The sequence below is a fragment of the Enterococcus dispar ATCC 51266 genome, from assembly GCF_000406945.1.
In the GTDB taxonomy this organism is placed as follows: domain Bacteria; phylum Bacillota; class Bacilli; order Lactobacillales; family Enterococcaceae; genus Enterococcus_C; species Enterococcus_C dispar.
The window spans coordinates 1,985,463-2,007,674 of sequence record NZ_KE136354.1 but is presented as its reverse complement, the minus strand read 5'-3'; the positions used below and the strand labels follow the sequence as shown (position 1 = coordinate 2,007,674).

Annotated in this window: 9 protein-coding genes; 8 read left to right on the top strand and 1 reads right to left on the bottom strand. The window is 35.4% G+C overall.

The window, feature by feature from the left end; genetic code table 11:
* Positions 1-327: 327 nt before the first annotated feature.
* Complete coding sequence (locus RK01_RS09535; RefSeq protein ID WP_016173069.1) at positions 328-4,908, top strand: MSCRAMM family protein; 4,581 nt, start codon at positions 328-330, stop codon at positions 4,906-4,908.
* Between the two features lie 189 nt (positions 4,909-5,097).
* Positions 5,098-6,309, top strand: a complete 1,212-nt coding sequence (locus tag RK01_RS09530) for a pilin N-terminal domain-containing protein (RefSeq protein ID WP_016173068.1) — start codon at positions 5,098-5,100, stop codon at positions 6,307-6,309.
* An 83-nt stretch (positions 6,310-6,392) separates the two neighbouring features.
* On the opposite strand, the gene RK01_RS09525 is transcribed toward RK01_RS09530, so the two are convergent.
* A complete protein-coding gene (locus tag RK01_RS09525) occupies positions 6,393-7,967 on the bottom strand; it encodes a helix-turn-helix domain-containing protein (protein ID WP_016173067.1) in 1,575 nt (524 codons plus the stop codon).
* A 511-nt stretch (positions 7,968-8,478) separates the two neighbouring features.
* Between RK01_RS09525 and RK01_RS09520 the strand changes: the two genes are divergently transcribed.
* The 6 genes from RK01_RS09520 (at position 8,479) to rsgA (ending at position 22,212) form a co-directional block, all read left to right on the top strand.
* Complete coding sequence (locus RK01_RS09520) at positions 8,479-9,867, top strand: pilin N-terminal domain-containing protein (RefSeq protein WP_016173066.1); 1,389 nt, start codon at positions 8,479-8,481, stop codon at positions 9,865-9,867.
* A gap of 84 nt (positions 9,868-9,951) precedes the next feature.
* Positions 9,952-13,983, top strand: coding sequence for a SpaA isopeptide-forming pilin-related protein (locus RK01_RS09515; RefSeq protein ID WP_244874963.1), 4,032 nt, complete (start codon positions 9,952-9,954; stop codon positions 13,981-13,983).
* A gap of 310 nt (positions 13,984-14,293) precedes the next feature.
* The gene (locus RK01_RS09510) at positions 14,294-18,688 is read left to right on the top strand and encodes a SpaA isopeptide-forming pilin-related protein (protein WP_016173064.1); all 4,395 of its coding nucleotides are present in this window, start codon (positions 14,294-14,296) and stop codon (positions 18,686-18,688) included.
* A gap of 48 nt (positions 18,689-18,736) precedes the next feature.
* On the top strand, positions 18,737-19,990 hold the full coding sequence (locus RK01_RS09505; protein WP_016173063.1) for a class C sortase: 1,254 nt from the start codon (positions 18,737-18,739) through the stop codon (positions 19,988-19,990).
* A complete protein-coding gene (locus RK01_RS09500) occupies positions 19,971-21,134 on the top strand; it encodes a class C sortase (protein ID WP_016173062.1) in 1,164 nt (387 codons plus the stop codon). Before RK01_RS09505 ends, RK01_RS09500 begins: the two co-directional genes overlap by 20 nt.
* Positions 21,135-21,327: 193 nt before the next feature.
* Positions 21,328-22,212 (top strand): ribosome small subunit-dependent GTPase A, encoded by an 885-nt coding sequence (gene rsgA / locus RK01_RS09495; RefSeq protein ID WP_016173061.1) that lies wholly within the window; start codon positions 21,328-21,330, stop codon positions 22,210-22,212.

Below are 22,212 nucleotides of genomic sequence, written 5' to 3'. Positions count from 1 at the left end.
TTTATGTTCTTTCCTTTCCAGTCAATATTATCAAAAAAAAATTTGCATTTTGATGTAATTTAGGTACTAGCCTTTTTAATATAACGTCTTGAATGTTTGCTTTTCTATTATAAAAGAAATATTTGAATATTAAATAACCAAGTTACTTGTTTAAACTTGGTTTTTAAAAACCCTTTCTTGGTTTTGGTGAAAATTATTATTGTTGCTATAATTAAAGGTGAATTAGAAAAGAAATGGCAAAAAGAGGAAGTTTCTAAGTCAATTGCAAAGAACATCGTCAGCATAGGAAATCAGATGCTAATGATATAAGTAAAGGAGGGGATAGAAGTGAAACAAAAAGAAGAGTTGAAAAGCAATGTCAGACATAAATTTTTTATTATCTCCATTATTATAGTATTGATTATCCCTTTTTTCTTTGACTTCTTTACAACTTTTAATCGTATTGGAGCTAGTTATTCACAAATAGAAATTGTTAATGATGAGCTATTTAATGCGAAGTATCATACTGAGGTGAATAAAGATAAAAAGGAAATTGAATGGACAATTCAACTTAGTAACAAAAGTACTGAGGAAGCAATTAAAGCGCAACTTAGATTGACGGCTGCGAGCGGTATTGTGAATATCACAGGAAAGGATGTTACGGGATTTGACAAAGTTGAGTCGAATCAAAAAGTTGAATATGTAGCAACTCATTTTGAAAAAAAGCAAAATAGTGAAATTACGAAAGAATTTAAAATAGTTACCAGTTATGAAGAGGGTGTCGAAAATCAGCAGTTGGAATTTCAATTAGGATATTTTCGTGAAGGAGAAGAAAATACATTTTATACAGCAGCCACTAAGAACCTAAGTCTGTCTTTATCAGCATTGGACCTTTCTTCTTTAACTCAAGAAACCCCCGTTGTAAATGCGCAGATGAAAGTTTGGGATAAAGATGCCAAAGATCAAGAAGGTGACTGGGTACTCTACGATAGTCAAAAGCATATTCTAGATGAGAATACCTCGGTGCGATTAGATTATGATTGGGATATGAACAAAGTTATCGATCCGAACAATAACACCACATTTAGAAGTTTATTCGAACAAGCAATTAATAATCAAGATAATAACGGTAAAGAACTATCCTTTACATTCAGCTTTGATTTTGATAATAAAATTGCTGTTGCAGAGGATATAGACGGGAAAAAGGAACCACTTAAAGATGAAAATAATGAATACGGCTACTTCTATATTACCAAGGGGCAAAATGGCGCTCCTCATACATGGACAGTGACTTTAAATGATGAAGCAATTCGGGCGGAAAATGTTAAAGGCCAAATGTATTTGGAAACAAAAGTTACCATGAGTGAAGAAAATGGCCAGAAGTTGGAAATTTTTAAAGGGGAAGATAGGGATAATGTCACCATTGACATTACACAAAAAGGTTCAGGTTATACCTTAAATAAAGAGGTGGCAAAAGACGCGAATGATAAAGAAATTATCAAACAAGTAACAACTGAAAAAGATGGAACAAAAATCACCACTTCTTATATTACATGGCAAGTTATAGTTGAACCTAGTAAAACAGGGGATGTATATAATACATTAAATGATTTTACACTAAAAGATGAAGACATTACCACAGATGAAATTAGTAATCTTGGCAGTGATCATGGCTTTACGTTTGCTTTTTTAAATACTACCGCTAAAAGTTTAGAAACTGCTACGGGAATGGATTATGCGGGAAAATTTTTTACCATTGAAGCCTATGATGAAAAGGGAGGCAAAGAATTATGGCTGCCGCAAAAATATAATGAAACAGACTATGGAAAATATAATGAAGCGGATTATACGAATGTTATCACGGGCGCTTTTAGTACTGGATTTACCCGTGGAGGACGCAGTATAACGGTAAACTTTGATTATGAAAAAGTTTCTTGCGACAAAAAAATAGTCTTTACTTTTACTACTAAAACAACAGATTTACATGGGAGCAAGTTAACAAACAAGGTGAGTACTACCACGAGTAACTATGGTGATTTAGATGCTCATGCAGACATTACCATTTATAAAGATCAGCTATATAAAACAGGAACTAATTTAGGTTTATTTGATAATGGCAATGCAAAAGTACGTTGGACAGTCGTACATCATCGTGATACAAACCAAGAGCAAATCTTGACTGATGAAATTCTGTCAGGAAAATTTATGACAGACAAAAAACTAGAAGTCTATGATGAAAGTTATCGCTCAAATAATGAAGCGCTGAAAAAAAGTCTACCTTATACGCTGACGATTGATGGGATAAGTGTTCATAGTGATGATAATCCTGTTGTAAAAATTAAAGTAAACAATGGTGGATCACTAACAGATAAAGCTCAAATAAAGTTTGAATACCCACAAGGAACGCCTAAAGGACGCTATACTTTTGTTTATACTTCTGAACATGAGCCGGGTACTGAAGCTATTAATACCATTAAAAATGATGATGGAAACTCAAGCTCAGCAACGGTTGATACCAATAATTTGGCAATTGAAAAAAAAGGAGGCTTTAGTGGAAGCGATATTTATCGTGAAGAGCAAATCTTATATTGGCAGATTACAGCAAAGACCAACAGCAGTAGCGATAAAATTGTTATTACAGATATTTCTCCGTATCATGACATGTGGTATTACTACAATCAAGCTGAACCAAATGTATGGCCTACAACAGAAGGAGCCCAACGCGATGCTGTAAGAAAGCGTGGTTTGATTGTGATGGTAGAGACTTCCCCAGAAAAATGGGAAGTAGTACCACAAAGTGACTACAAAGTTGGATTAAACCAATTTAGTAATGATACCGAAAGATACGCTAAAGAGTGGGGTGCTGAAAAACGGGGATTAAGAGTTTCTTTTAATACTTCTTTATACAATGGAAAGCGTGTGCGCTTATACTTAGCTACGAAGTATGGTGGTGAAGGGACAAAACCAACGGCAGGAATATCAAATTCGGTTAAAAATATTGTGGGGATTAGACAAGGGGAATTGACTGAAGCAACAGATGGTACTATCTGGCTTTCAAGTCATCGTCATGTGGCTCATAACACTTCTAAATCTGGAAAACTAAACGCTAAAGATAATGAAATTACATGGGAAATCCGCGCTAATGATCGTTTTTATCCCATTCAGGCTGGGGATATATTGGAAGATTTATTGGATTATAAAGCAGAAAATGGTGCGGCCCTAACAGATACAACAAAAGATTATCAACGAGTTAAGAAACTGCCTGTGTTTTATAAAATGATTTACGATCTTGACAATACAAACTGGAACCCAGATGTAAAAGAAATTTTGACGATATTAAAAGAGGGGACAGATTATGAATTTTTGTCAGATGAAAATCGAGTTATTAAGGGAGAAGAGTGGCTAAAAACAGAAGCAAAAGGTTTTAAAATACGCTTTATAAAAGATGTGGGAAACTATGCAATTCGTGCTGCGTTTACTTCCGAGTATGCATTAAATGGCCAAGGAGAATCTATTTCTGGTTCGGACAATCAAAAATATACTTTTAATAATGCTATCCAACTTATCTTACAAGGAAATGAATATCAAAACTCTGGGAGTGTTTCCTTAACGATGAAAAGTGGTGAACTTTTCAAACTTGGCAAAAAAGCAGATGAAACAGATCCAATAGAAATCTGGTGGGAACTGGTAGCCAATGGGGGTGCAGCCCATTTACACAATGTGGAAATTATGGATACACCAAAAGGAGCACAATCGGTAGATTTAAATTCGGTTGTACTCTACGCTGCTGAAGCTGTCCAAGATAAAGAAAATAATATTACTTTTAAAGCAATCGGAGAGCCGTTACCTTTTGAAACGTTAGTTCCAGCATCATCGGGATTTAAACTAACTTTACAAGAGATTAATAGTCCCATTATCGTGAAATACAAAACAATTGTCGATGAAAAATTGCTAAACGCTACAAATGATGCCAAAATTAAATGGGAAAAGCATGAGTATGTTCCTTATTCGAATACTGTTTATGTACGGGAATCCGTAACTGGAGGAAATGGTTCTGGTAATTACTACAATATTAATTTACACAAACGTTTGGGCGAAAATAACAAATATACTGATTTAAATGATATTGAGTTTCGGTTAGAAAAGTATAGTTCTGCCCAAAATACGTTTGAAAAAGTAGCGGAGTCCATCACGGGTAAACAAGTTAGCGCTGGTTACATTTACTTTAATAAGCTTAACAGTGGCTACTATCGGTTAATTGAAAAAAGTAGTGATGAAGTACCTGGTCTTAAGTTAATGGAACCTTTTATCTTCCATCTATCAAGTAATGGAAGTGTTACACCACAGCTTTATGATGAACATGAAAAAACATTTACAAAAAAAAGTGAGGAAACAAAAGGAATAATGTATGAAAGTTCTGGACTAGCGGTAAACTTTACGATTGATAATCGCTATAAACCTTTCAAATTATCTTTTATTAAAAAAGATAAAGATGAACAGACACCGTTGACGGGGGCAGAATTTAGCTTGGAAGATAGTCAAGGTAAGAAGCTAAATCTTGTTAAAAAAGATGCAACATTTACTGCCGAAAATCTAACAGCAGGAAGCTACACGCTGACAGAAACACAAGTACCTCAATTTTTTGAGCGATTATTTAATCATGTGAAAATCCTGATTGATGAACAAGGAAATGTGAAAATAGCAGCTGATACTAAGGAAGGAGTAGAAGCGATTAAAATTACCAAAACAAACGGTGAGGAAGATAACTTGATTGAATTTAGCGTTTTGAATAGTAAAAAAATCCTAGGTGTGTTACCAACCACTGGCGGTATTGGTACGCAAATATTTATCATCAGTGCCTTGTTGCTCCTTTTAGCAGCAAGTATGTTGGCAGGTGTTTATTGGTATCGAAATAAAAAAATATCCTAAATAGTATCAATAAACAAAAAAGAGAATGAGTTTGAAATAGAATATCACTTGGGTGAATCAACTAAAATGTGGTTGTTTCACCCCTTTTTTTCACCGCTAGTAAGTAAAATTATTTGTAAGGAATTAGACGTTTTCTAGAAATATGCTATACTTTAAATGAGGATATTTTAATTTTTAGGTGGTGAAAAAATGAAACGTCAAAGAGCCCTACTCTTTTATGGAATGGCATTATTTTTTGGTTGCTTTTTTTCCGTAAAGACGACCTTTGCAGCAGAAGAAATTACACTGCATCTCCACAAACGCATTTTCCCAGATATTGAAATTAAAATGAGCTATGATTTAGACATAGAGGAAGAAAAGAAAATGTTTCTTAGCCAAACGTTACCACAAAATGGGGCTAATTTTATAGTGTACGACTTGCATCAGCCTTTAGACGGTGGGGAGCCCAAAGAAATCAAATTAGGCGATTGGACAGATGCTACACGACGTGACGTTTTTGAAGCAGCTAAAAAATATAAAATCGTTGCCAAAGCGCAAACGGCTTATGATAGAAGTACAAAACAAGATGGGGTTGCTACGGTTAAACTCCCGCGTCATGGGGTCAAAGAGCCGTTATATCTGATTTTGGAAGTAAAATCAGAGCCGGGTTCAGAAATAAATGGTGTGCACGAGCAAAGTGCCGCTCCCAAGATTTTTGATCCGCAAAAGCATAAAAATGAAGAAGAGGAAATATATCTTGAAACATTGAATTACTCCCGCCATCCTTATTTTTTCAATTATGGTAAAATGCGTGGCAGTGGTGAAATGCCACTTGCTGGAGTGGAATACGTTTTGTATAAGTTAAACGATGAAGCCGAGCGACTTTATCTAGAAAAAAACGAGCTGCCTGATACGTGGTACTCTTGGACATTTTCAAGTAATCCGCAAACAGATGAGCGTTTGGATCGTTTTATTTCCAATGAAGAAGGCTTGGTAACAACAAATAAACGCGATTTACCGCCAGGTACTTATTATTTTGAAGAAGTAAAAGTAGTGCCAGGATTTGAAAAAAATGAAAATATTAGTGATGTAGAAGTTTTTATTCCAACTTCTTGGACAGATTTAAAAGGAAATTTTTTCCCCGCAACAGTCAATGGTGAAGGTATATGTGAGATGCGAGATGGAAAAGTTCCAGAAATTGTCTTACAACGGGCCAGTCCTAAAATTTTTCATATCCAACGGGCGCGTAATCGGGTTCAGGGTTTTAGTTTTAATAATTTGGTATTAGCTACCAAACGATTACCCCAAAAAATTAAAGCTGGAGAATTAAACTTTGAAATTAGTATAATTGCTCTTGTTTTACTAGCTCTTGTTGTCTTTGGGGTGAAAAAATTACCGAAGCGGCCTACAAAAAAAGAATGACTCAACTTTAGTACGACTTCCAATTTTTTGAATACAGTTAAAAAGACGCAGCACACTGAAAGGTTAGTGTGCTGCGTCTTTTCTTAATTGGTCGAATCAAAATCTTCAGAAGACATTTTATTATTCTGGGAAAGTGGGGGGAATTGTTGGTAAGTTTTTTCTTGTGTGCGCGATGTGCGTAAAATTTTTTGACGATAAGCTTGCCACAGTTCAGCGAAAAGCTCTTTTTCGTAACCGCTATTTTCAATTAATTCAACAATAAAAATTGGCTTTTCTAAATTGTCTGGTAAAAGAGTATCAAAGGTACTAATGAAAAAATCAATATTGGGATCATCAAAATTAGTAAAATGGATGCGCACAAAGCCAAATTGTTTTAACACTTCTTTAATGGTTTGCATAATGAAATAATCTGGAATTGTTAAAATTCCTACGTTTAGGGTTTGATGATTATAACAATTTTTAAATGTGGGCAAGATATTATAAGTCACATCTTCTACTAAATCCTCACAACATGCTGCAAGCCAAGCAAAATTTTTTCTGCGACAAATTCGACGAAAGAAGTCGCCATTACGTTTTAATAGTTCTTGATAGGTATCATGTTCTTGGGCATGTTCATGACGAGTAATATCCATAATTAAAGGCGAGTCACCTTGGTGAATAATATAGTTCATGAATGTCACAAATAGGTTGATATGTAATAGAAAAGATTCTTCATAATCCGCTTGTGTTTCCGGAACTAATTCGGTAAAGAAAAATTGCTCATACTCTTCGATTAAATCAATGAGGCTGTTGTTGCTGTCCTTTAACTCTTCGTAGTAATCATTTAATTCCTGGATACGAAAATCATCAATATTAATGTAAAAAGGCGTGAAATACAACATGTAAGAAATGAATCGTGCTTGCAAGTAAGCTTGTTGTGAATCAGCAATAAATTTTTCACAATACGTTGTCAGTGCAGGTAAAAATTCACTGAAAGGGAGCGTTTGAAATTTGGGAAATTCTAACTCATAACCTTGCTCGGCTCGAAGCCGGTTGACTGCCAAACGTAAAAAAATTTCACGAGGATGCATGAAATTAGCTTTATCAAAATGAAGTATTCGCATAATATTTCGTTCATCGCAAAAATCAAATTTACTCAAAAGAATATCTTGTCCTAAATTTCCCGCCCAAAGATAGGTTGTATAAAACATTCTGAGCATGGCCTCGTTACCATCAATCTTCATTTTGGAAGCTAATAAACGTATTCTAAAAGAATTTAAATATTTTTTTAAAGGACGTAATTTACGTAAAATAGTGGATTGGCTCAAATAGAAATCTTCACAAAAATTTTCAAACGTCACCTCGGGTTTGATTAAGGAATACAAAATAAAATTATAAGGAATAGAGGTGCGGACAAGATATTGGATATATTCATTGTGACGATAGTCTCCTGGCTGCCATGAAATTTTACCATTTGCGGTTAAAAATGATTTTCCAGTAAGCTCTAATAAATTATCGTGGATTTCTTGTGTCAGTGTACTTAACGTTGTATAGGATAATTTCAATTCAGAACAAAGATAATTAATCGAATAGGTACCTGCCTCTTTATCTGAAAAAAATTCCATGACACTGATTTTTTGTCTGGCGGCGTCTTCTAATATCAATGGACTTAATAACATGGGTCACCTCCTCTGTAAGTTTTTCTCTATTTATTTTATCATGAAATTATTAAAAATAAAACAGTATAATTTAATGTTGTAACATAATTTATTACGATTGTTATTTAAAGGCGTTCTAAAATAGAAATATTCCTAGGAAAATAAAATTATACTCGAAAGATTAGCGATGAAGATTATCAAATCATTTTTCTAGATTAACGGATTAACGTAAGCAAGTTATATCGATTTTTTACCTACATAAATCAGTCAACTTTAACAGAAAAAAATCATGATTTTAAAAAAATATATTGATTTTTGGGATTAAATAAGTCGCTGAATTCTAAACCAAAGGGTGTATAAGGCGTAAAACAGATTTATATAACGTGTAATTAAAATAAATATTGTTTTTATTTGGCGAAGGTTAATTTTTTGAGAAGATGATGAACAAGCGTTTAGCATGTAAAATAGAATGTGTATAGGTATCTCTAAATTTAATTATTAAAATTTGATGATGCGAAAGGAGGAAGACCTCATGAAAAAGATGGTTAAGGTATTTTTATCGCTACTATTAGTCTGTCCAATCTTGTTTCTAAGTACATTCGATAAAAAAGCTCAGGCAGCTGAGATGGATACAGTAGACATTGTGTTACATAAACGTATTTTTCGTGATGTTCATTGGCACCACAGCGATAAATTAGATGCGTATTTTTATGGAAATGATGGTTTGCCAATTGATAAAGAAAATATTGAAGATGATAGCCAGGAAAATGAACTTTTAAAAAATTCAATTCCTTTAAATGGTGCGCAATACATGATTTGGGATGCTACGAAATTAACAAATGTTGATACTTTTAAAAAATATTATCAAGATAGTTCCATTAAAGAAACCAAAGATATTGTTCAGGTTTTTTCACGAATGAAACGAAGTGGTGCTATAGAACTCGCACAAAAAGCAGATTTACCACAAATTTCTATTGAAGGGAACACCACTATTGTAACCAAAAAAGATTTAATTTCCAAAAAAAATCCCACTTCTACTCAGGCGGGAATAGCTCGGTTTGATGATTTAGCAAGAAAAGATGGGGAACAGTTTAAAGCTTACTTGATTGTTGAGACGGGAGTAAGTGATACCAAAGAATTAAACGTTGATTTAGAAAAGTTTTCGCGTCCGATTTTGGTCACATTGCCCATAATGGTGAATAATGAAGAACTAACAGAAATTCACCTCTATCCTAAAAATGTGGGTTATGTTCGTGATCCGTACTTTTATAAATTTGGTCAAAGTCAATCAGGAGAAGATCTGGGTGCACTAGCGGGTGCTGAATTTGTTTTATACCGGGAAGAAGATGGAAAAAAACTCTATTTAGATATGAGTCCGACCACGGATTTGAAAAACAAATGGGTTGAGTCTGCCGATCCAGCAAAGGACACGCGGGTAAACAAATTTGTCTCTGATAATACAGGATTAGTGAATACAGGGGAACGATTTTTACCTTCAGGGACATTTTATTTTGAAGAAGTAAAAGCAGCAGACGGCTATGAAATTACCTCTGAAGCCAGAAAAGTCGAAGTGATTGTCCCAACTTCTTGGGATGATCCCGTGACAATTAATGGTCAAGAAATGGCTGAGCTTGTAACCGGTATTGTACCTGAATCAGCTCAAAAAAGCCAAACGCCTCGTATTTACAATACACAAAGTGAATCGGAGATACCACCACAAGACAGTTCGGGACAAGAAACTTCTACACGTTTGCGTTTGCCGCAAACACTGGGACAATTAATTGATACAGTCGCGACGACTGGACGACGGATGTTACCGCGAACAAATGAAGGCAAAGCGGCCTTTTCAGTTGTGGGTGTAGTTGTTGCAGGAATTGCAGTTTTCTTATGGCGAAAAAAACACGATGATGAGGATAAGTAATTAAATATATTATTTAAACTTTTCCGTGTACTTCGTCTATCAGATGATAGTCGGCGCAAACTTAGATGTAAGGGGTTGTGAATGATGAAAAAGAAAATTATAGCACTATTAGTCATAGTGTTAATGCTCTCGCCGTTTCTTGGAGGTCTATTGTCGGCATCTTCTATCTGGAAAACATCTGCAAGCAATGATGAAACCGAAGAAATTATCAAAAATGATAATTTAGTACTTACGCAGACATTACAAGAAAGCCAAGAAGGGCCTTATATACAATTAGACTATCAAAAACGCAAAGCGCAAGAAAATGAAAATTTACGTCTGCATTTTCTGGTTAAAGAAGATAGTAAGAAAAATATTGAAATTGATGTTGCAGATGGTTTTGTTAAGACAGAAGACGGTTGGTACAGTGAGCAGCAAGTCAGTGAAACTGGCAGCTTGAAAATTCCCGTTACCGCAGGGACAAAATACCAATTATATACCCGCTTTGTTTCGGAAATCCCAGTAAAAGAGTCCGAAGATAATCCAGAAGGTACAACTGAAAATGTAGAGAAAAATGTAGGAGAAGTGATAGAAACCCCTCTCCTTAATGATAAGGAACAAGAAGCCAAAGAACTGATTTTTGTTCCGGCTAAACAAGAGTTGGATCTCACGAATTTAAAAAATCCTAATGATACCGAAACTTTAGTACAAATTAAAGGTTTTAAGGTGAGTTATACTTCAACTTTGAAAGATAATGGTAATAAAGCAGACTGGCAATTGAAATTTGATAAAAATCTAGTCGAAGGGCTGAATTATCGTATTCGTTACAGTGTGTATGATAATCAAAATCCCAAAAATGCCAATGAAAACGGCGCAGAGCCAAAATTTCAGGAAATGAATATCAAAGACAATAATAATCGCGAGCGTAAGTATCGACAAGAACGATATGTGGATGATAAGACGAAAACTGCTAGTCTAAAAAATTCGTTTACAACTTCTTTTTCAACCGATGGCAAAGCAATAAATCTAATCATTGGCTTAGTAGATGAAGATGATAATTTCGTTGCGTTATTTAACGATAATAATGTAGTCGCAGTAGATTCAACAGCTGTAGAAAAAGAGGAAGAAAAAGCGGATAATGCAAATTCAATTGCTCGCACACTGGGCCAAAATGTAAGCACACAAGCTACGACTTCCCCAGATGGCTTACCTTATGCTCAGACAGTGTATGATGATGAGCCATCCGCGCGTTTAACAACACTGCGTGCAGCAGGTCTATTTCACATATTTGCGAAAAAAATTGAGTTAAACCAACATTTGAACGGCAACTTCGCTTCTCCAATAGCCAATATAAGTACAAACACTGGTGCTGGTTCAGCAAATGAACTTTTTTATGCAGGAACCTTAGGAAATGGTTTTAATGGGATCAATAAATCCCCGGATTATGCTCCAGCTAAATTTGTCATAGGTTCAGGTATTCGCTATGAAAAAAAAGGAAATGAAATCTATCTAAATGATAGAAAAGTTGATTTTCAAGGAAACGTAATCTTTGAGCATGAAAGTACAACTCCTTATATCGATTTTACAAAAGAATTTAATTATCTGGAAAACCTAAATAAAGATATTGCGACCTGGAGCCCGGATATTATAATCAATCGTGACTTTTTTAAAGATAGCCAGAACCAAATTAATTCAAAAACGATTGATTTACGTGAGGAACCCTACAAAGATTTGGAATCGGTTGTGATTAAAATCGATCCGAGCGCGCATGATGTGGAACGTCAATTAACTATTATTGGTTTGGAACCGGATCATTCTGGCAAAGTGCGTAACATATATTTTAACGTTGAAGTGCCAACAAAAGTGTCTAATTTCAACTATAATTTAGAAATCAAATTAAAGGACTCAGCTGGAAATGATATTCAAATTGGTGAACATTCAACTTTTACAAAAAGTCCGATCTTGTATAATTTTTATTCTGCCGCTAGCGATTCACTGTATAAAGAGCAAGTTAATATCAGCAAGATTATCCAAGGAGCAGTTCTTGCTCCAGGAGCAAAGGGGTGCGCAAGTATAACTGTTGAGGGAAATTTAATTTTTGCAGAGTGGAAGGGTGGTACTGAGACCCATAAATGGGATTATAAGCCTAAGGGTAGCGTTACCATCATTAAACAAGATCCCATCGAAGGAGAATTTCTTGGCGGAGCAGAGTTTGATTTATATGTAATCGAGTACAAAACTGAAGGTAATAATTTAGTACCAACGCATGTTAAGGTTAATCCAGATAATAATCCTTATGTAACGGATAGTAAAGGACGTCTCACGGTTTCAGGTCTTTCTCAAGGATATCAGTATTACTTTATTGAAACCAAACCACCTCTAGATAAGGATAACAATCCGTATCCAGCTTATACTGATCCTATCTACTTTACAATCATTCCAGGAACGACTACGACTACGACTTACCATCCGGTATACAATGTCAAAGCCCAAGAGGAATTTGAGTTTGGGGCTAAAAAACTGTTGAAAGACACAGTAGATAAAGATACAAGTTTCTTGTTTGAAATCCAAAAAATTGTAGCGGGCAATGTAACGGATACAAAAGCTTATGGTAAAGTGACGTATACTAAAACTGATAGTGTCAATACAGAAAAGGTTGTAAAATTCTATCGAACGACAGCTGATCGTGATAATGATAACAATAGAATTGGTAACGATGAGTGGATGAATGTTCTTGAAGACGGAGAAAATTATCAGTTAATTGAGACAACGACGAATGGGTACAATGTGAAATATTCCGGTTATGGCGGTGAAGGAAACAATTTGTTTACAGCCAATTTTACTGAAGGAAAAGCAGTCCATATTAACTTCTTAGTCACAAACTATGAGGATGAATTTACTGTAAAAGGGCAAAAAGAAGTTTCTGAAATTGTTAAGGAAAATAAAACTTTTAAATTTGAAATTAAAGAAAAAAACTCCCCTAACATCTTAGCCTATGGAAAAGCTGAAGTAAAAAAAGATAGTAAGATAGCGGATATTGAATTTTTTAAAGATGCTGCATACACAATTAGTATTAGTGGTAATGATTGGTTTGGAATTGTGGATCCTGACAAGACTTATGTTATATCAGAAACTGATAGTCAGGAATACCAGGCAAGCTACAAAGTGAATGGTATTACAACTGATGAAATTCATTTTATAGCAGGAGCAGTCAACAATATTACACTTTATGTCAAAAACAGTAAAAAAGAAGAAAAGCCTAAAATTGATTTAAAAGGTACCAAGAAATTAGTTGATGAAACACTCCAAGAAAAAGAAACCAAAACCTTCCACTTTGAACTTCGTCATCAAGCAGGGGAGAAACCTGCAACTGGGGATAAATTAGTCGCAAATGGAGAAGCTGTAACGTCTAATGGAGATTCAGCCGATATTATCTTCACAGATACAAATAGTACAGCAATTACTACTGCAGAGCAGTGGACGAACTTACTAAAACCAGGCAAATACTACATTGTGGAAACAGATAGTGATGGTTATTCGGTGACATATACAATTAGTGGTATGGATTCGGGACCAGAGAAGAATTCTTTTACAATTCCAGCAATCTTAGAAAAAAGTATTACGATTCAATTTGAAGCAGTGAATACAAAAGACAAATCTTATAAATTTGAAGCTCAGAAAAAGGTGACTGGCAATGTTCCGTTGCCTAAGGAAGGAAAAACGTTTAAATTTGAAATTCAAGACAAAAGTGAAAAGGCGGTTGCCTTAGGTAGTGCCAACATTTTAGTGAAAAATAAGCCGGTTAACATTGTTTTTACGGATAAGGCTGAAAATTCGATTACAGACTGGACAAAAATCTTAAATGACGGGGAAAAATATACTCTTGTTGAAACCACCACAGAATATCACGTTAGTTACTTGGATGAAAGTGGTTCAAACAAAGAGAATACTTTCACAGTTGAATATGGAGATAATGCCACCATGTATTTCTTAGTTCAAAATGACTTAGATATGGGAGACCTGCCTTCAACTGGAGGCAGTGGAATTGTGAAATTTATACAGTTGTCTCTGATAGTTATTCTGATTGGCGTAGGGATTGGCGGTTATTATTGGTACCGCAATAAAAAAGTGAACTAAAATGAGAAAAGAACGGATTGCGGTTGAGCGTAATCTGTTCTTTTCTTTTGTTTTTAGTGATAAAAAATGACAAATTTTTTGTTGGAAATAAAATTGAAGAAAATATTCTAATAATCATGGGGAAATTAGAATGTTGTTATTTAAACGTTTTATGGACTTTTATTGACGATAAAGGCAATTTTAAATTTGTAATATTATATTTTGATTAAAAGATAAGTTTTTGATAAAATTAAACTATAAAACTAACTTTAAATTTAATGCGTTCAAAGAGGGAAAATGGGATTTTATTTGGGCAGAAAGGAACAAGCTAATGAAAAAAGGCAGACTTTTATCATTGTTGACGGTCGCGTTATTACTCGTGCCTTATATCTTTATTTTAGCTGGTGTGAATGCTAAAGCAGATGGCATTTATCAATATCAAGACAAACGTTTTATCGCTACAGAGGAAGTTGATATTTCTTATCAATATACAGTTAATCAAAAAGAAAATAGTATTTATTGGCAGATTGAATTTACCAAAAATGCGATTCAATCGGCCACAAAATTGGGTATTCAAGTAGTAGATATTGATGAGGATTTAGTGGCGGCGACCAATACCCAATTTCCTGAAGAAAGTTTTAATCGAACTTCTAATAATGTAAATGAAATTGGAGTAGTAGAAAAGAGTGCCAATAAACGTAAAGAAAAAACAACTTACCAGATGGTTTTCCGTACTCAAATTAGGAGAGCTAAGCCCAACTATCGTTTAGGAATTCGACTATTAGGCTATCGTGTGAATGAAAATAATGGACAATTAGAAGAAATCAACTTTCATAGCGCCGGAAAAGTATTGGAGATGGAGGCAGCCCCGGTTGAAAAAATAAAGATTGTTTCTTTGGATTCATTCTTACCAAAAGATGAAGCGGTCACTACGCCTATCCATTTGAGTCAATTAAAAGTTTTTGAAAATGGAAATTGGCAGGATTATAAAGCGTTGCAAAAAAAGAGGATTATAGATGAAGGAACAGAATTGCGTTTGGAACAAACGTTAGATATAAAGAATTTTTTAGCAGATAAAACGATCGCACAAGCTATCGGAAAAGCAGAAAATCAGACAGCTGCAGAGGGCAAACAGATTCAACTTAGTTATACATTTCAATTTGGAATCGATAAAAGGTTTAAATTGCCAGAAAATTCAAATACGACTCAACCAATACGCTTAGAAAATAATGATATTAATTACGGACACTATAAAATTAATACTGCCAAATCAGACAGTGAGGAACATATTTGGGAAGTGACGTTAAATCAAAATGCCTTTTTGAAAGAAGATTTAATTTTACCTTTAGTAATCGATACCGGCATTGACCTGGAAAATGACAGTGGCAGTGAAACTTTACTTTTAGCTAAGACAGCAGACTATACACAAAAACAAAAAATTAAAACCACACAGTTGAGTTTTAAAATAGAAGAAACTACGCTGCCAAATCAAAAATTGACTTATGATGAGGAGCTCGGAGGTATCCCTATTATTTGGGAAACCACAATTACACCTAAAAAAGTGGCTGAAAAATATGCAAAAATTAATAGTATGTCTTTGACTAGTGAAGATGTAACGCCACCGTATAGTGATGATGAAACAAGCAGTGGCGATGGTTTCGACTTCTTCTTTACAAATGAAAAGTTAAAAAAAATCATGAAAGTAAAACAGTTGCCTTTATTTGATATTAAAGCTTACGACGAAACAGGCCAAGAAGTGTCTGCACCACGATATGAACTAATTCACGATAAAGAAAAAGAAAATCTTTCGCAAGTTCAATTCGTTGAAGAAGTTGCATCAAAGCTGGTGATTAAGACCACTACATTAACCAGAAAAATGCATGCGGCCAGAAAAGTGGTAAATCGTGTGAGTGGAACTTCAAAAAATGCAGGGAGTGCGGTGAGTGATAAAACACTGGTGGTGCCAGAACATCGCCTTTATTTAGTCAATGATGGGCAACATGAGGATTTATTTGAATGGCGTGCGGCTTACTATCGTAATGGGCAAAGCATGAAGAGTATACCTGGAGTAGAAACCATTACATTAACTGTGGATTCAGGCAACTTGGAGAGTTCTTCGGTGAAAGTGTTTGATGAAGAAGGAATTAAGGGAAGAAAAGTAGATGAGCGTTTGTACTCGGTAACAAAAATTGATGCAAAAACAGTAGAAATTGCCTTTTTCGATTTTGTTAAAAACGATCCCCAAACTAAGCTCCAAGATGGACGTTATTATATTTGTTATGACTCTACTGAGCGGTCCAAACAAAAAGTAACAGCGAGTGCAGTAAGTGATAAAGGTTTATTAGCAAAGGCTACTTGTGAGAAAAAAATGGCCATAGCGGTTACACCATTAGAATTTAGTGGATGGCAAAATAAGTTGTTATGGCAAATAAATGCGCAAACAATTAACGCGCAAGGAAATATAGAACTAGCCATGACGCTAGCAGAAGGCGGCCAAAATTTTTATTTCAATAAGAGCGATCTACCGAAAAATTATGATTCGGCTGAAATTGAGAATTTGGCAAATAAAAAAGGAATTTTAGTGGTAGCGACGAATGCTGCCGGTGTAACCCGTTATTTGCAAGACGATGAATATGAACTGTTATTCCATAATAAAAAAGACTTAGTATCTAAAACTGGAGCTTGGCCAGGAAAAAGAGCGGGTGTAAAAATTACAATACCCCAAAAAGCGAAGACGACAGCCAAAAAAATTACAGTATATTTGCAAACCAATACTGGTGGTGTTGCTGATATTGATGCAATGCCAGCAAAAAAACAGAATATTGTTTTAGATGCTGCCATTACTCAAGATCAGCATAGTGTGACAACTACTGGGACGACTACAATTGATGATGAGCGTTTTTTACAAAATATGGATAGTCAAGCATTTTACAATGAAAGTCGTAATAAAATTGATTGGACCTATTTTGCTAATACTCGTCGTTATGACTTGAAAAAAAATCAATCTTTTACCATTCGATTGGATAAAGAGCGGGTGTTAAAATCAGACCGAAGTGAATATCACTATTTTACTGAAAAAGATTTGGTTCAGCTGAGAGTTTTTCAATTGATTCCTGATGAAGATAGTCAAGCAACTGGGATTTATGTTCAGGCAAATAAGATATTGTTAGATAAATCGAAGTATCATATTGTGAAAAAAGAACCACTAACCCAAGGCAAAGAACCGCTTTATAAAGAAGTAGAAGTCGTTTTAGATGAGTCATTGGGATGTTGTGGCTTAGGAATAGAAGTATCTTCAACATTTGATTATAGTGTTGATTTAAGTCAAGAAACAGCCAGCGGCACCTACAGCTTTAATGGGGATTTTGCCTTTGAATACGGGGGACAAAATTTTCAAAAAAGCGAATCAGAATATTTATTAAGACGGAGTCAACTTTTTTGTAATGAAGGTTTTTATGATGCAAAAGACAATACGATTTCATGGGATATATTGGTAAATGCACAAGGTCGCAACTTAGAACAACTGGTAATTGAAGGCGCTCCTGATAAAAATCAAGTGATTGATTTAACCAGTATTGAAGTATTTCATCCTACAATTATTGAAGGCAAATATTTTCCAGGGGAAAAAGTGAACAATGAAAATCGCATGTTTGATGTACGTTTAAATGCAGATACGGACTATCAAAAAGGGTTTCGGATTGATGTCAATCGGAAAATTGATTATCCACTTTACATTCGCTATAAAGCAAAAGTAAATGGCGATAGCAAAGAAGTGGTAAGTAAAACTCGGGTAAGCGCTAATGAACAAAAAACGTTAGAAGTTACTCGTAATTTAAATTTATTAAATTCCCATCCAGCCACGCAGCAAAAAACTTATACGTTAAATGTGGCTAATTTGGTCAAAGGACCTTCAACACCAATTAAAAATTCACAATTTCGTTTAGAAAAGAAAACGACTTCGGGTTGGCAAACAATTACCACTGCGCTAAAAACTAACGAACACGGACTTGCAGTGGTAAATGATTTATCTGCTGGGCAATACCGGATTAATGAAATTAAGGTTGCCGGTTTCTTATTAAATGAAACACCTTATTATTTTACGATACCCTTTAATCAAGCGTCACTTACTACTGTCAATGCTGATAAATTTTTATTGACTGGTCACGATGAAGTAGTAGATGTCACCATTTACAATGAATTGAAACCTTTTGATGTGACGGTTATCTATAAAGATCATGAAGGCCGGGCATTGAGTGGGGGACGAATGCATTTATCTAATCAAAATAGGACGATTAGTCATAATTTACCAGATTTAGCGGCATCAGAAACTGCACAGTTTGTGGTCAAAAATTTACCCGCCGGAATCTATAATCTAAAGGAATTGCGTGCACCAATTGGCTATCAGGAAATGGGCAGTGAAATCGCGTTGTCCATTGTCAATACTGGCGATGTGATTATCAATGGGGATAATACGAATCTTGATTATTTAGGTGGATTTGTAAATGGAAAAGAACGTTCTTTTGTGAAATTAAAAGGTGGTAGTCAAAATAATCAGATTATGATTGAAATTTTGAATCATCCCATCGCTGTGACTAAAGCAGAAAACCGGCGAAATCGCGAATTTTTCTCGGCAGGCATTGCATCAATTTTTGCACTGCGAAATATCACCAGTGTTTATTATGTTTGTGGAACAACGCCTATTCGCATTGTAGATAAGAAAAAATAGTTATGAGAGTCAGAATAACAGAACTACAAAAATAAAGGGGAGAAAAATATGACCAAGCCCAAAACCACTAAAGGTAAAATGACTAAAGATGAAAAGATTAATATGGGTTTGAAGTTTGCGATGGTGATTTTATTTTTAGTCGGCGCAGCAATTTTTTCTTATCCTTTTGTGGTGGACTCATTAAATAACTATATCGATCAACAACGAATTGAATCCTATCAAAAAGAACTCCAACAAAAAAATAAAAAAGAAGCTGACGCACTCAAAAAGAAGAAAGCGGCAGAGAATGCAAAGATGGCAGCACAAGGGACTAATATTCCGGGGATGGGTATTGTAGCCGATCCTTTTGAAGAAAACGTGGGACAGAATACTTCTCCTGGACGAGAATATTTTGCAAAGCATACTGTTGGAGCCATTTATATTCCTAAAATTAATGTTAGTCTGCCAGTTTTTGATACCACCAACGATGTGTTATTAGATAAGGGCGCGACAATTTTACAAGGAAGTTCCTTTCCGATTGGCGGGAAAAGTACACATTCTGTTATTACAGGCCACACTGGCTTGCCTGATAAGATGTTGTTTACAGATGTGGACAAATTGAAAAAAGACGATAAGTTCTATTTAGAAATTTTAGATGAAAAATTGGCCTATATGGTTACCAGTATCCAAACCGTACTACCCAATGAACTGGATAAATTACGGGTTGTACCCAATGAAGACCTCGTAACGTTAGTAACATGTACGCCATATATGGTCAACTCTCATCGTCTTTTAGTTACTGGCTCACGCATCCCTTATGAAGAAGCCATGACTAAACAAATTCAAAAAACAAAAGAATATCATAAACGACGCTTAATCGAGTACATCGCGATTATTGTCTTACTTTTGGCACTTTTCTTCTATTGGGTGTGGCGTAAAGTAGTCTTAATTCGCAGCCGCAAACGGACTTATGATTTAACGTTTCGTGTCGTAGATGCAAATACTAAAGAGCCGATTAGCGGTCAAAAATTTCGTCTTTTGGATCACCGCGGGCGTAGCTTAGAAGGATCCGCTACCTTTACAAAAGAAGCAAGCAGCGCTGAAAATGGCTGGGTAATTTTTGAACAAATTCCCGGCAATATCTATCACGTCGCTTGGCATGAAACACCTAAACCTTATCTAAAAGCAAAAGTTGCACGGTTAAACGATAAGCGTTTAAAACTAAAAACAAAAAAAGGTCTATTGAAAAAGGTTGGGCAAAACAAAGAGCGTAACTATCAAATGGATTGGCAAGGAGGGCGTTATGAAGAAAAAAGCACCTAAAGGGAGTATCAAACGTCTCGTTGGGAGTGTCATGATCATTTTGATGTTTGCCGTGGGCTCGTTGATTGCACTTTATCCCTTTTATATTAATGCTCTCAATGATTTTTTGGATGAAAAAAGACTGGAACAAGTTCAAAAAGATTTGGTACAAAAACAAGATGAGCTAAAGAAACAGCGCAAAGAAAATGAAAAACTAAGTCAAGGTGGTTTTGCTCCTGGAAATGATCCTTTTGCTGAAGAAATAAGTGATAAACAAGATGAAGCTTATTATCAAAAACACTTAATTGGAAGGATTGCGATTCCAAAAATCGAAGTAGACATTCCCTTGTTTGATACCACCAATCACTTTTTATTAAATCGTGGTGCGACAGTTTTACAAGGAACGTCTTTTCCCACCGGCGGTCAAAATACCCATACGGTGATTTCGGCGCATAGTGGTCTGCCGGATCGAATTTTATTTACCGATTTAGAAAAGGTAAAAAAAGGCGATCAATTTGTTCTAACCGTTTATGGCAAAAAGTTAGCTTATGAAGTCAATAAAATTGAAGTTGTGCTTCCTTCTGAAACAAGCACTTTAAAAATTGAAGTAGGAAAAGATTTGGCGACATTAATCACCTGTACCCCGTATATGATTAATTCCCATCGCCTATTGGTAACGGGCCATCGCGTACCTTATACGGAAAAATTGGCAAAAGAGGTGGCAAGTGGAAATAAAGCGCGGGAACAAAAAAATATTTTCATTATCGCGGGGACCTTTGCTCTAATTTTGTTACTCCTTTATTTATTGTATCGGGCGATTAAAGCGTTTCTTTTGAAACGCCGTCGTTTTGATTTAACTTTTGTGAGACAAAATCAAGAGGGTGAAGTTATGCAGGGAGTAGAATACATTTTATTTGATAAAAAAGGTAAGGTTCCTGTTATTCGTCAAGGTGATACGTTGAAAGTGCAATCTAATGATACGGGCCTCGTGGTTTTTAAAGACTTGCCGGGAGCTATGTATACATTAAAAGAAATTGCGCCGCAATCACAAGTAATCCTTCCTGTTGGCGTAAAAGGCTGGCGGCAAAAGACAATGCGGTTTTACCCCAAAAAAGCACAAAAAAATTGGGTGATTTCTGGTACCCAGCCAATTATTCGAAAATAAAAAATAAAGCTAGCTGAATTAAGGCCTGCTAGATTGGATAAAAAGTCATAATATCCAGTCTGGTGGGCCTTTTTAAAGACTATTGGTTGGCAAAATAAAGGAAGTCAAAAAAGAATTTTCTCGTTAATGGAAAAGAGAAAACTTATGGTAAAATGTGAAAGTAGAGTCTTAGATTTTTATAGGAGGACAATGGGTGAAAGGTCAAATCAGAAAAGCGTTAAGCGGCTTTTATTATGTAGTTACAGCGGATAACACGATTTATCAAACCCGGGGGCGGGGAAATTTTCGCAAACGTAAATTGACGCCTTTGGTGGGAGATTGGGTAGAATTTGAAAGTAGCAATTTAACCGACGGGTATATTTTGGATTTATTGCCGCGGAAAAATGAATTGGTGCGCCCCCCTGTCGCCAATATTGATTTGGGAATCGTAGTTATTAGTATGGTAGAACCAGCTTTTTCTTATAACTTGTTGGATCGATTTTTAGTTAACTTAGAGTATAAAGATATTGAACCTGTCATTTATTTAAGTAAGTTGGACTTGTTAACGGATAAGCAACAGCTTGAAAATGTTAAAGCGGTTTATAACGCAATTGGTTATGAAGTAATTGCTTTTGAAAGTGATAAAGCCAATAAAGACGCATTGGAAAAATTATTCCACGATAAGCTAAGTGTTTTTATGGGGCAGTCTGGTGCGGGTAAATCTACGCTATTAAATAAAATCCGTCCCGACTTGGATTTGGCAACAGCTGCTATTTCTAATTATTTGGGACGCGGCAAACATACCACGCGTCATGTTGAATTGTTAGAAATTGGGGGCGGCTTGGTGGCAGATACGCCAGGATTTAGCTCGTTGGAGTTTCAAGACATTACTTCACAAGAGCTTCCCCGTATGTTTCCTGAATTTGTAAAAGCGGCTCCTTTTTGTAAATTTCGTGAATGTCAGCATGTTAATGAACCTGGGTGTGAGGTCAAGCACCGTGTTGAAAGTGGTGAAATTGCGCCAACCCGTTACGCTAATTATTTGCAGTTTTTAGAAGAAATTGAAAAACGTCGCCCGATTTATAAGAAAAATAAATAA